Genomic DNA, 12,717 nt, shown 5'->3' on the forward strand with positions numbered 1-12,717 from the left:
TTGGCAACGCTGCAAAAGCTGCAAGAGCAGTTTGCGGCAGAGTTAGCCACACTGCGAGGACGAGTGGATGCACTCGAAGCACGCACCACGACCTTAGAGAAGCAGCAGTTCTCAACCACGACGAAACTGCAAGGGGAAGCAATCTTCTCGATCTCTGGTGCTCAGGGCGATCAAGTCGCTGTTTCCAGCTTTACAGGCACTGGCGCTCCCACAGCGACAACGCCCGAAGTTGCTGACAATACCACCTTCAGCAATCGGGTTCGTCTGAGCCTGTTGACCAGCTTTACCGGAAAAGACACCTTATTAACTCGTTTGCAAGGTCGCAACATTCCGAACTTTGGAGGCGCAACCGTAACCGGCACGAACATGGCACGTCTGTCTTATGAAGGCGGCGGCCCTTCCGGCAACCAGGTTGGAATCGATAAATTGTTCTACCGCTTCCCGATCGGCAATGGTGGACAAATCACGCTCGACGCATTCGGCGGTGAATTCTACAACAACATGCCGAACTTCAACCCCTTGCTGGCAAGCGACGGACAAGGATCGATCTCCCGCTTTGGTCGATTCAACCCGGTCTACCGTGCTGCTGCTGGCGGTACAGGGGTAACGCTCAACTACCCGTTGGGCAACGCGCTCACCGTCTCTCTCGGCTACCTGGCTAGCAACGCCAACAACCCAGGCGATCGATTTGGCTTGTTCAATGGCTCAAATGCTGCGATCGCTCAGTTAGGCTTCAAACCTGCTAGCAATATCGACCTAGGCTTAACCTATGTCCGCTCCTACACCAACTTTGCCGCTGGAGATGCTGGTTCGATCAACGTCTCTCAGGGTGTAGTGGGTGCAACCGGAAGCGCCTTGGCAAATGCTCCGTTTGGCGCGGTGGCAACTAGCGCGAATAACTTCGGCATTCAAGGTGCATTCCGCATCACGCCAAACTTCACGCTGGCGGCTTGGGGTGGATACACTCAAGCTTTCAGAGAAAGCCCACTTCCCTCGGCTACCGGTCGTCGTGCTGAGGCTTGGAACTGGGCAGTTTCTCTGGCATTCCCAGACTTGGGCGGTAAAGGCAACCTCGCAGGTGTCATCTTTGGCGTTCCGCCGAGAGCTTCATCGCTGAACGTTGCTGGTCGCAACGACCGCGATGTATCCTACCACCTGGAAGGATTGTATCGCCTCCGCCTCAATCAGAATCTCTCAATCACACCGGGCATCATCGTGATTCTCAATCCCGAACATAATGACGCGAACCGCACTGTTTATGTCGGTACGATTCGGACGACCTTCACGTTCTAATCGGATTCCAGCTTGAGTAATCACGCGGCGTATTATCGTCCGCAAAGCCCCGCAACTTGCGGGGCTTTTTTATTACATTTAGAAAACCTGCAAAACCCTAGTGTTAAACCGGAGTATACTAGAAAGAGCCTGTTAACCTGATCCCAGAGTGTACCCGTGGAGATTTCCTGTAAGAGTGAGTATGCGCTACTTGCGCTGATTGAGCTATCTGTCGCTTATGACAGCGGCGAACCTCTGCAAATTCGACAGATTTCCGCCCAGCAAAATATTCCTGATCGCTATCTCGAACAACTGCTGGCAACCCTGCGACGCGGCGGAATTGTGCGATCGCAGCGGGGCGCAAAAGGCGGATACCTACTCGCGCGGGAACCGTGGAAAATTACGCTCTTTGAAGTGTTAGCTTGTCTTGAAGGCTTTGATAGCCAACCGATCGACCAGGAAACCGCACTCAAATCCGGCAAAACGCTAGAAGGATCGATCGTGTGCGAGATCTGGCAAGAGGCGAACGATGCGGCAAACGCAGTGTTTCAGAAATACACGCTGAAGGATTTGCGTGAGCGCCGGGATTCTCGCCGCCAGCTCGATTTCATGTATTACATTTGATCTGCTGTTGTCGATCGGATGATTGGATTGTCCCGCTCCTGCTCTCTTCGTTTGTTATCCGAACTTTTCACCCCCCTGTCTTACTTGTCTTATGCGTATTGCTCAGAATATCACTGCTTTAATTGGACACACGCCCCTGGTTCAACTCAATCGCATTCCTCAAGCCGAAGGATGCGTCGCTCGAATTGTGGTAAAACTCGAAGGTATGAATCCCTCTGCCTCGGTCAAGGATCGAATTGGCATCAGCATGATTCAAGCGGCTGAGCGTGAGGGCTTGATCTCACCTGGAAAAACGGTTTTAGTTGAGCCAACCTCTGGAAACACTGGAATTGCTCTAGCGATGGCAGCAGCGGCGAAGGGATATCGGTTAATCCTAACCATGCCAGAAACCATGAGTTCGGAACGTCGATCGATGCTGAGAGCTTACGGAGCCGAATTAGAACTGACTCCGGGAATTGAAGGAATGGCAGGCTGTATTCAGCGAGCGCAGCATATTGTGGATACGACTCCTCATGCGTATATGCTGCAACAGTTTCGTAATCCCGCCAATCCCCAAGTTCACCGAGAAACGACGGCTGCGGAAATTTGGGAAGATACCGAAGGCGAGGTCGATTTCATCGTGGCGGGAATCGGTACGGGCGGAACGATTACGGGCGTTGCAGAAGTGATTAAACAGCGCAAACCGAGCTTCAGGGCGATCGCGGTTGAACCCGCAAACAGTCCGGTTTTATCGGGTGGACGACCGGGGCCGCACAAAATTCAGGGAATTGGAGCCGGATTCGTGCCGCCTGTGTTAAATGTCGAGCTGATCGACGAAGTGATCTCAGTGTCGGATGATGATGCGATCGCCTATAGCCGACGGATGGCGCGGGAAGAAGGCTTGCTGTCTGGGATTTCCAGCGGTGCGGCACTAAAGGCAGCGATCGAGATTGGCAAACGTCCTGAAAATGCAGGCAAGCTGATCGTGATGATTCAACCGAGCTTTGGTGAGCGATATCTCAGTACGGCACTGTTTCAAGATCCAGAGTTAACGATGCCTGCGATGCTAAATGGCTAAAGTTTGGGGACTAGAGAAACTGTATAAAGATAGAAATTGATTGACAAAAAAGCGTTTCTCTAGTCCCTAGCCCCTCACCCCATACGCCTTTTAGAATGAGCGTATGGCAACTCACACCCTCACCCACTACCAAATTCTTGACCTTGATCCGACGGCGACCCAAACCGAGATCAAGCAAGCCTATCGACGGTTGGCGAAAGAGTTTCACCCCGATAGCAATCGCGCTACCGCAAGTCACGAGAAGATTTCTCGAATCAACGCAGCTTACGAGGTGCTGGGCGATCCGCAGAGGCGGCGATCGTATGATCAGCAGCTTCGCTATCTAGAGGCGGGATTGTCTGAAGCAGAGCTACGATCGCGCCGCCAACGCACGGAAGAGGCACAAGCTCAGTACCGTAAGCAGCGAGAAGCGGAGCAAAATGCAGATCAGCAGCTAAAACTCTGGCTAAAACTCCATACGTCCGTCAATCGTCTCTTGAATCAAATCATTCGTCCACTGAAATCGCAGATCAACGAACTCGCTGCTGATCCGTTTGATGATGAATTGATGAAAAATTTTCAGACGTATTTAGAAGAGTGTCAAGAGTTGTTAGCAAAGGCGCAACAAACCTTTCGATCGCTCCCTAACCCTCCCAGCGCCGCAAATGCAGCCGCAAATCTCTATTACTGCCTGAATCAATTAAGCGATGGCATCGACGAGCTAAGTTACTTCACCTATAACTACGATGACCATCATCTTCGCAATGGTCGGGAACTGTTTCGGATCGCAGAAGGACTGCGCCGAGAAGCTCAAGCTGCGGTTCGAGAGATTCCGCGTTAGTCAACTGGAAAGCTGTAAATTTATAAAAATGCTAAGAAAAAATCTAGCTAGGGCAATCTCCTACAGCCTTGAATTGACATCGCTAAATCTTGTTTAGAAATAAGACTGTAGCGTCCCTCGTCGCCGCACATCTAAAGTTGCACAGTGAAACGAACCACCGAAGGCTGGATACTCGTGAAATGGACAGGGAATTGGCTCAAATCCGTATTCTTTCAGCGTCTTCATCATTGAGGTTTGATTCTTCTCGACAATGACTCGTTTCTCATCCAACATCAGCATATTTAAGCTGATCCAATTGCTGGTGAGTGAGACATAACTTGATAGTTGTCCGGGATTGGGTTCAGGTGGGGGTGCAATGATAATGTCCCACGACTTAAACATCGACGGCAGAGTTTTAGGATCAATATAGTTAGGATTGATCAGTAACTTACCCGGAGCCAGAGGCATAAAGGTACTATCAATGTGCATTGGTGTTCGACACTTAGTTTCAATCATGTGAATGTGGTACTGATCGCCTAAGTGTCGCTGCATCCAGGTAATGCCTGCAAGGTTTGTCACATTGCTTTGCTGCACAAAGATATCTTTACCACAGCGAATAAAATCGGCAGCATCAAAGACGGGTTCAGATTCGTTGATCACATACCGCATTGGTTCACCCGATTCGGGAACTGTGTAGGTGTAATCGTAGAGATCATCGAGCAACATCGGTTTAGGCGCAGCAGTCCAGCGTGCTCCCTTTGCAAAGTATTCCTGGAACAACGATCGATACGCATAGCCTTCAAGGAAGCGCGATCGCCATGCCATTGGCGTTTCGATAATTTCGTTGCCGATGACGATAAAGCCGTCTCTAGGGCAGGCAACACAGTGACCGCGTGAAGACCAATAGGGCGTTTTGTAGGTTGCAGAAAAATTGAGAACGTCAGGGCGACGGACGGTAACGCCTTCTGCTTGCAGAATGTGAATGAATTCATCGAGCTGCTTTTGTGCCCGTTTAATCAAAAACCTTGGATAAGGCATCCCGCCAAAAATTTTGAGCAACCTAGCGGATTTTTTTGGAATATTAAAGGTAACAGCGGGATGACTAGGGGGAATCGTTGCACCTTCTAATCGTCCCACAATGACTTCTTCTAGTGGATCCCAGGAATTGTAGGAATTAACGGGACAAGCCGATAGTTGTTGGTGTGAATTGTTCTTGATGCTTTGCGAGGAAGTGGTTTCGGTCATGCTTTTTTCGTTAAGGATTTAGGAACGCACAGTTCTTTCTACTTTCAGAAACTTACCTAAAAAACTTACCTAAAAAACAAGATTTTTTCTACTCGCAAGACAGTATGTATATCTGTCGGTATGTCTGTTGCTAATACCCAACTCCGCTAACGATTCAATCGAGTCGCTCCTCTGTTTTCTCTGTCATTTCATCCACTGTTGAACCCAAATTTTTGTATCAGTCCTGTTTACTGTACCAGGGCGAATTTCTAGATAACGAGCGATCGCTTGCTTGATTGTTTTTGTCCGCATCCTTGGGGCATTAATCCGTACAACGCCCCGGCATACTTAACGCTTTGTGAAAATCGGTAGCGCTAAGAGACAGTTGCGATGAAAAATAGATTTCATTGGCTTGTCAGGGGGTTGAAGCATTTTTATCTGAAACTGGAGAAAGATAATGAGAAAATCATATAAACTTGGGATTTTTGTCTCTGGGTTGTTGATGTTACTCGCTGTGAGCATCAATGCCGTTCATGCAAACACCATACTGCAAGGGACTCCTCAGTCGATCGGGCAGGGAACTGCTCGTTCCTATGTTGCATTAGACAATCGGAGGCGCGTTTCCGAATTAGGTGTAATTCTCTCAGAATCCGCACTGTCTGACTTGCCCACAACCATGACTGAGATTGAATTAGCCCTGCCACGTCAAGCAAGCCGCACGACTCCATTCACTCACATCGGGCTGAACTGGAATCCCCAGGGACATCCGCCAGCACCCATCTATGGCACTCCCCACTTTGATGTGCATTTCTATACCATTTCACAAGCTGCACGTCGGCGCATTACTGCAATCGGGAAGGATGCGGAACGGGCTTACATCAAGCCAGATGCTCGGTTCATTCCAGCGGGCTATGTGATGGCTCCCGACAGTGCTGAACCGGGACAGGGATCGCACTGGATTGATCCTAAATCGGATGAATTTCAGGGTGCGCCGCACGGGTTTAACCACACGTTCATCTATGGCTTCTACAACGGAAAAATGAATTTCTTAGAGCCAATGATTAGCAAAGCGGCATTTGACCAACGTCAATCCTTCCAGAAGACGATCGCTCGTCCTGTTCGCTACTCTACACTTGGAAGATATCCTCGCCAATATAGTATGAGCTACGACTCTCAGGCTCATCAGTTCCGCATTTCGCTTAGTAAGTTCGTTCAGTAAGAAATGATGCAGGGTAATCTACTTGGTTGTGGCACTTTGTTGTTGCACAGCTTGGCTGTAGTGCTGTGCAACAACAGCCAGTTTTTACTCGTCGCGCCCATGCACTTGAGCAGGGGGACTGGTTGCCTCGATCGCGGTAAACGATTCCAAAATTTTGTAGCTATGGCTTGCACCTTTAGGCACGACCCAAGAATTTCCCGGCTCTAGAAGCACCATTTGTCCCTCAAGATGCAACTCGGCTTTACCCTGAATCACATATCCAACTGTTTCATACTCCCGTTGAGTTGCAGGCTTGGCTTCCGCAGGTGGCTCGTTCTCCCACAAGCGCATGGAAAGGCTTTTACCAGAGGCAAGGTATTTCTGTCCCATTTCGCCTGTCGGTGAAAACTGAGCATCGACTTTTTTAACGCTAGTGTCTGTCATAAGGATTCCTCAATGATGCGATCAGCCTAAAATGCATCAGGAAGACCTACCTCTTGCTTTGGGTCGATCGTGCCATAGATGCGGAAATGACATTGCATTTTGCTGATCACTAAAGCTGCCATAGCTGATCACTAAAGCTGCCATAAATGCTGCTTTATTGAGTAATGCTAAGACTCCCAACCTGTTTAGCGGGCGGTGTCATGATGGAAATGGCGTGACCCCAAAACCGGAGGGAAGTTGCAGATGATGAGTCGGGTTCTCGATCGCCATCATACTCAGGTGATTGGTCAAGGTGAACAAACCTTGGTGTTTGCTCATGGATTTGGCACGGATCAGACCGCTTGGCGTAATCAGGTTGCGGCATTTGAACCGTTCTATCGCATCGTTTTGTTTGATCATATCGGTGCGGGTCGATCGGATATGAACGCCTACAGCCCTCGTCGCTATCGGTCTTTGTACAGCTACGCTGAAGATGTGCTGGAACTTTGTGCAGAACTGCGGTTAACCGATGTGATTTTTGTGGGACATTCGGTCAGCGGCATGGTGGGAATGCTGGCGGCATTGCTTGATCCAGCGCGGTTTCGTCAATTGGTGTTGATTAGTGCGTCCCCTCGATATTTGAATGATCCAGCAGACAACTATATTGGGGGATTTGAGCAATTCGATCTCGATGCCCTGTATGCGGCAATGTCAACCAATTACTATGCTTGGGCGAGTGGCTTTGCACCCTTGGCAATGCGGAACCCAGAGCGCCCAGAGCTAGCGATCGAGTTTGCCACATCGCTCTCTGCCATTCGTCCCGATGTTGCACAATCCGTAGCGCGGGTCATTTTTCAGTCGGATCACCGCGCTGAACTTCCCAGGCTCAACGTGCCAACAATAATTCTTCAGGCAAACAACGACATTGCGGTGCCGCCCCAAGTTGGCGAATACATGGCAGAGAAAATTCCTCAAGCTGAACTCATTCACATTGATGCAGAGGGGCATCTTCCACATCTCAGTGCGCCCGCTTTGGTGACAAGAACACTGGCAGAATGTTTTACCGTTTAATCCGATTTGATCGTTCTCCTGAACGACTTCCGACGCTTGCACCTTTGATTTTGGCAATGATGGCGGCTGGATTGGGATTAGAACTGTTGGTGCAAGCGTCTTTTGTTTTGCTTGCTGCCCCGATATGGTTTGCGCTTTGTGTGTTGTTGCCGCGATCGCAGTGGATTGGTTTGCTTGGTTTTGGGGCTTTGTTGAACCCTGAAGTGTTGCCCCAGCAAGCCGTGGCGTTGGGATTAGTGGGGGTGCTGGGGGTGGGGGTGCGACCCTACCTTTTGCGGCAAGAATGGCAATGGGCATCGGAGGCAATGTTGGCATCGCTGATTCAAGATGAAGCGGCGATGACCCCCGAACAGGCGATGACGGGCACACTGTCTCGGCTGAAGGAGCTTGTCGGAGCGACAGGCGCGATCGCGCTGCGTCAATTGGATGAAGTCACGGCTGAGGTGCTGGTGGCATTACCAGATACAGCGTTGCCTGTTCAGTTGACAACGCCGACCTTGTTTGCGGAAGCAATCGCCCAAAACCAATGTCTTTACTACCCGGATTATGCCTCAGTGCCTCAAGCTTCTCCGGCTTTGTTAGCACAGGGGGTGCGAACGATCGCGGTGCTACCGTTGCAGCAGCTTGAAAACGTCAAAGGTGCCATTCTGCTGTTGTGGGATCGGCGCGTTGACCCTTCTGCGTCCTTGAAGCAGTTCCTTGAATCTCTGCGGGGTGGATTGAGTAATCTGCTGAGATTTCAAGACCTAACGCTGCGGTTTGATCAGTTGCAAGCTCGATTTGAAGCGATGCTGGAAACGATTCCTCAAGGAATTGTCTTTATGGATGAAAGCGGCGAACAGGGATGGATCAACCAAACCGCAGCGCGCTATCTGAAGTTAAATCCTGGTGCGGTGGAGCCGAGTGAGATTGCTCAAGCAATGATTGCACTGCGTCTAAATGCCGATAATCAAGCTGAAATTACGGCGCAATCGGCTGGATTGTTTGCCCATCCTGATGCCGAAATTCGCGATTGGCACTGGCTGTTTAGTCAACCGGACGCGATCGTGCTGAGCCTTTCCAGTACGCCGACTCAGGTACACGATGTGCCCGGTCGCTTGTGGGTACTCGACAACATTACAGAGCGCCAGCAGGCAGAACAGGCAATGCAGACGGCACGAGAACTGGCGGAATCTGCAACCCGTGCTAAGAGTGAATTTTTAGCCAATATGAGCCACGAAATCCGCACCCCGCTCAACGGCATTCTGGGATATGCCCAAATTTTAGAAAAAGACCGCACCCTGAATGACCTTCAGAAAAAGGGACTCGTCACGATTCGACAATGCGGAGAGCATTTGCTGACTCTGATTAACGACTTACTCGACTTGTCTAAAATCGAAGCTCAGAGAATGGAGCTTACGCCGACAGATCTGCATTTTCCTGCGTTTTTGGAGGCGATCGCGGATATCTGTCGAGTTCGCGCTGAGCAAAAGAAAATTACATTGACCTATCAAACTTTGTCGCCGCTGCCTGAATTTGTCTGTGCCGATGAAAAGCGGCTGCGCCAAATTTTGCTCAATATTCTAGGCAATGCTGTCAAGTTTACCGAAGTTGGCGGTGTGCGTTTTGAGGTCAGTGTTGTTGAGAATTCAGTTGAAAGTGCAAAAGTTCGCTTTGAGATTCAAGATACCGGAATTGGAATTGCTCCAGAACAGCTAGAAGTGATTTTTTCGCCGTTTCAGCAAGTTGGAGACAACGATCGCAAAACCGAAGGCACCGGATTAGGACTTTCGATTAGTCGGCAACTGGTGAAAATTATGGGTTCAGAAGTGCAGGTTAGAAGCACACCCGGAAAAGGCAGCACGTTCTGGTTTGAGTTAGACTTGCCGAAAATAGAACTTCGATCGCTTGAATCGAATCGGTATCTCTCGAATCAACGCGCCATTGTGGGGTATGCGGGCAGATCTCGCACCGTGCTAGTTGTAGACGATCAGTGGGCAAACCGATCGATTCTGGTGCACCTGTTAGAACCGCTCGGATTTAACCTGATCGAAGCCGAAAACGGTCAAGAAGGGCTGCAAAAAGCGCACCAGTTCAAACCGGATGTCATTTTGCTCGATCTCGTTATGCCCGTAATGGATGGGTTTGAGGCAGTGCGACAAATTCGTCAATCTTCCGAGATCCGCGATACGATCGTGATTGCCACATCTGCCAGTGTTTTTGGCTATAACCAGCAAGCAAGCCAAGCTTCAGGTTGTAATGGTTTTGTTCCTAAGCCCGTTCGAGAAGCAGAACTGCTGACTCAACTTCAAACTCATCTCAATCTAGAGTGGCAGTACGAAGCGGAAACAGAGTCGCTTGTGAAAGTGGCAATCGCGCAAGACCCCGCAAAAACGCTGACTGCCCCCCCTCAGACCGAACTCGACGCGCTCCTCAATCTCGCCAGAATGGGTGATCTCAAAGGAATCCTTGAGCAAGCCACTCATTTAGAACAGCAAAATCCTGAATGGGTTCCGTTTGCAGCGCAGCTTCGGCACCTCGCGCAAGGATTTAAAGAACGGCAAATTCTGGAATTGATTAAACGCTATCAGAAGGGTAGCCATGAACTCTAAAATGACTGAGCAAGGAACAATACTGGTCGTCGATGATACCCCTACCAATTTAGAGGTGTTGTTTGATTTGTTGGGAGACTCCGGTTTTCGGGTGTTAGTTGCTGAGAATGGGGAAAGCGCGCTCGACAAAGCAAACTACGCTCATCCAGATTTGATTCTGCTCGACATTCTCATGCCCGGAATGGATGGGTTTGAAACCTGTCGCCGTCTGAAAGCAAACGCAGATACCAGCACCATTCCGATTATTTTTCTCACCGCGCTAACGGATTCCGTAGACAAGGTTAGGGGGTTTGATTTAGGGGCGGTTGACTTTATCACCAAGCCTTTGCAGTGCGAAGAAGTGTTAGCCCGCGTCAAAACTCAACTGCGATTACAAAATCTCACCAACCAACTTCAACATCAAATTGCCCAAGAGCGCTTAATTGGAGAAATTGCTCAGGGCATTCGTCGATCGCTCAAGCTCGATGAAGTTTTGCAGACGACCGTTGATCAGGTGCGGCAGTTTTTGCACAGCGATCGCGTTGTGATTCTTCGCTTTGAGTCCGATTGGGGTGGACGAATTGTGACCGAATCGGTTGATCCTGCCTGGAAATCTATCCTCTTGACTGATTTTCGCGATTCTTGCTTTAGCGAACATTACGTCGCTTATTATCAACACGGTCAAACCAGCGCGAAGCCCGATATCTATCAAGCAGGCTTAAGTGCTTGTCACATTGAACTTTTAGAACAGGCTCAAGTTCGAGCCAACTTAATAGTTCCAATTCTGCAAAATAACTATTTGTGGGGATTGTTAATCGCGCATCACTGTTCCAGTCCGCGAGAGTGGCAAGCGATCGAGACAACGCTACTTCAGCAACTAGCAACTCAATTAGGCATTGCAATTCAACAATCGGAACTCTATGAGCGCACCCAAAATGAGCTAATTGAGCGGCGACGCGCTGAGCAAATCATCCGAGAGCAAGTGGCACTGCTGAATGTTGCCTCTGATGCGATCTATGCTCGCGACTTACAGAATCACATTCTATTTTGGAATCAATCCGCAGAACAACTCTACGGCTGGTCACAAGCAGAACTACAAACGGCATCTGAATTGTTGAGCAACCTTCAGCCCCAAGAGGTTGAAACTGTGCTTAAAACGGTGTTTGAGCAGGGATCGTGGCAAGGAGAAGTTCAGAAAGCGACCAAGTCAGGCAAAGCAATCATGGTGCTGAGTCGGATGACGCTTGTGCGCGACGAATCAGGTACACCAAAATCGATTTTGACAGTTGATACCGATATTACCGAGAAAAAGCTGCTGGAAGCTCAATTTCTGCGTGCCCAGCGCTTAGAAAGTATTGGAACTCTCGCCAGCGGTGTTGCCCATGATCTCAATAACATTCTCACCCCGATTTTAGCCTCAGCCCAACTGTTGCCGCTGAAGTTTCCTAATCTCGACGATCGCACTCGAAAACTGCTCACAACGGTCGAAGCAAACGCGAAACGCGGGGCTGACTTAGTAAAACAAGTGCTGTCATTTGCACGAGGCACAGAAGGAAGACGCACCCCTGTTCAGGTGGCGCATTTACTGGGAGAGATTGAGCAAATCGCCAACCGCACCTTTCCGAAGTCGATCACCGTTCAGGTTGATCTGCCCCCCTCAATGCTCAACCTCGTTTATGCAGATGCCACCCAACTGCATCAGGTGTTGATGAATCTTTGTATCAATGCTCGTGATGCAATGCCTGATGGTGGGGTACTCACCATTGCTGCTAGCAATGTTTTCATTGATGAATCTCATGCCCGCACCCAACTTGATGCGAAAGTGGGAAACTACGTGATGACTGCAGTTTCGGATACGGGAACAGGAATTCCCCCGGAAGTGATCGATCGCATCTTTGACCCATTTTTCACCACCAAAGAAGTCGGCAAAGGAACTGGCTTAGGACTTTCAACCGTGCTAGGAATTATCAAAAGTCATGCAGGATTCATTGAGATAGATAGCCAGATGGGTCAAGGAACCTGCTTTAGAGTTTACTTACCGACCACTGGAGATAAGGCTATCTCCTCAATGGCTTCTCTAGATTTGCTTCCCGGATCGGGTGAGGTCATTTTAGTCGTGGATGATGAATCGTCGATTCAAGATGTTACTAAAGCGATCTTAGAAGAGCAGAATTATCGTGTGTTAACGGCAAGCAATGGCTTTGAAGCAATCTCGCTCTACGCGAAGCACAAGCAAGAGATTGCAGTGATCTTGATGGATTTAATGATGCCTGCAATGGATGGAGCAACAGCGATTCGCACCTTGAGAAAAATGAATCCTGATGTCAGGGTGATTGCTACGAGTGGTTTGATGTTAAGTAACACCATAGCGGATGTTGCCAGTGTCGGTGTCGATTCATTTCTATTAAAGCCTTATACAGCGGAGGAATTGCTGAAGGTACTCCATAAAATGCTGGATAAAGCTTCTCAGAGATAGGTG

Annotated in this window: 10 protein-coding genes; 8 read left to right on the top strand and 2 right to left on the bottom strand. The window is 49.4% G+C overall.

The features are described 5' to 3' along the window. From H6F51_11245 to H6F51_11260, 4 genes are all read left to right on the top strand, one after another. The coding region (locus tag H6F51_11245; protein MBD1823053.1) for an iron uptake porin at positions 1 to 1,293 on the top strand (1,293 nt) is incomplete at its 5' end. Positions 1,294 to 1,449: 156 nt separating this feature from the next. After that, positions 1,450 to 1,896: an Rrf2 family transcriptional regulator gene (locus H6F51_11250; protein MBD1823054.1), complete on the top strand. Its 447-nt coding sequence runs from the start codon at positions 1,450 to 1,452 to the stop codon at positions 1,894 to 1,896. Positions 1,897 to 1,987: 91 nt separating this feature from the next. Further along, positions 1,988 to 2,953, top strand: a complete 966-nt coding sequence (cysK, locus tag H6F51_11255; protein MBD1823055.1) for a cysteine synthase A — start codon at positions 1,988 to 1,990, stop codon at positions 2,951 to 2,953. A 103-nt stretch (positions 2,954 to 3,056) separates the two neighbouring features. Continuing rightward, entirely contained in the window at positions 3,057 to 3,773 is a 717-nt protein-coding gene (locus H6F51_11260; GenBank protein ID MBD1823056.1) for a J domain-containing protein, read from the top strand. Between the two features lie 93 nt (positions 3,774 to 3,866). Here H6F51_11260 and H6F51_11265 read toward each other — a convergent pair whose 3' ends face one another. Continuing rightward, on the bottom strand, positions 3,867 to 4,997 hold the full coding sequence (locus H6F51_11265; GenBank protein ID MBD1823057.1) for an amidinotransferase: 1,131 nt from the start codon (positions 4,995 to 4,997) through the stop codon (positions 3,867 to 3,869). A gap of 436 nt (positions 4,998 to 5,433) precedes the next feature. On the opposite strand from H6F51_11265, the gene H6F51_11270 reads away from it, so the two are divergent. Then, entirely contained in the window at positions 5,434 to 6,195 is a 762-nt protein-coding gene (locus H6F51_11270) for a DUF5602 domain-containing protein (GenBank protein ID MBD1823058.1), read from the top strand. A gap of 84 nt (positions 6,196 to 6,279) precedes the next feature. On the opposite strand, the gene H6F51_11275 is transcribed toward H6F51_11270, so the two are convergent. Next, complete coding sequence (locus H6F51_11275) at positions 6,280 to 6,618, bottom strand: cupin domain-containing protein (protein MBD1823059.1); 339 nt, start codon at positions 6,616 to 6,618, stop codon at positions 6,280 to 6,282. Between the two features lie 243 nt (positions 6,619 to 6,861). Here H6F51_11275 and H6F51_11280 point away from each other — a divergent pair, with 243 nt between their 5' ends. Genes H6F51_11280 through H6F51_11290 form a run of 3 tightly spaced genes read left to right on the top strand, consistent with a single transcriptional unit; the run spans position 6,862 to position 12,714 of the window. Beyond that, a complete protein-coding gene (locus tag H6F51_11280) occupies positions 6,862 to 7,668 on the top strand; it encodes an alpha/beta hydrolase (protein MBD1823060.1) in 807 nt (268 codons plus the stop codon). Then, positions 7,653 to 10,259 (top strand): response regulator, encoded by a 2,607-nt coding sequence (locus H6F51_11285; GenBank protein MBD1823061.1) that lies wholly within the window; start codon positions 7,653 to 7,655, stop codon positions 10,257 to 10,259. The genes H6F51_11280 and H6F51_11285 overlap by 16 nt, the downstream gene beginning before the upstream one ends. Further along, positions 10,249 to 12,714, top strand: a complete 2,466-nt coding sequence (locus H6F51_11290; protein ID MBD1823062.1) for a response regulator — start codon at positions 10,249 to 10,251, stop codon at positions 12,712 to 12,714. Before H6F51_11285 ends, H6F51_11290 begins: the two co-directional genes overlap by 11 nt. The last annotated feature ends 3 nt before the right edge of the window (positions 12,715 to 12,717 follow it).

The organism is Cyanobacteria bacterium FACHB-DQ100 (genome assembly GCA_014695195.1).
GTDB lineage: Bacteria > Cyanobacteriota > Cyanobacteriia > Leptolyngbyales > Leptolyngbyaceae > Leptolyngbya.

What these genes read in the sequence shown, in the direction of transcription:
- H6F51_11270 (MBD1823058.1), top strand. Translation starts at nt 5,434, where the DNA reads ATGAGAAAATCATATAAACTTGGGATTTTTGTCTCTGGGTTGTTGATG.
- H6F51_11290 (MBD1823062.1), top strand. Translation starts at nt 10,249, where the DNA reads ATGAACTCTAAAATGACTGAGCAAGGAACAATACTGGTCGTCGATGAT.
- H6F51_11275 (MBD1823059.1), bottom strand. Translation starts at nt 6,618, where the DNA reads ATGACAGACACTAGCGTTAAAAAAGTCGATGCTCAGTTTTCACCGACA.
- cysK (MBD1823055.1), top strand. Translation starts at nt 1,988, where the DNA reads ATGCGTATTGCTCAGAATATCACTGCTTTAATTGGACACACGCCCCTG.
- H6F51_11265 (MBD1823057.1), bottom strand. Translation starts at nt 4,997, where the DNA reads ATGACCGAAACCACTTCCTCGCAAAGCATCAAGAACAATTCACACCAA.
- H6F51_11280 (MBD1823060.1), top strand. Translation starts at nt 6,862, where the DNA reads ATGATGAGTCGGGTTCTCGATCGCCATCATACTCAGGTGATTGGTCAA.
- H6F51_11260 (MBD1823056.1), top strand. Translation starts at nt 3,057, where the DNA reads ATGGCAACTCACACCCTCACCCACTACCAAATTCTTGACCTTGATCCG.
- H6F51_11285 (MBD1823061.1), top strand. Translation starts at nt 7,653, where the DNA reads ATGTTTTACCGTTTAATCCGATTTGATCGTTCTCCTGAACGACTTCCG.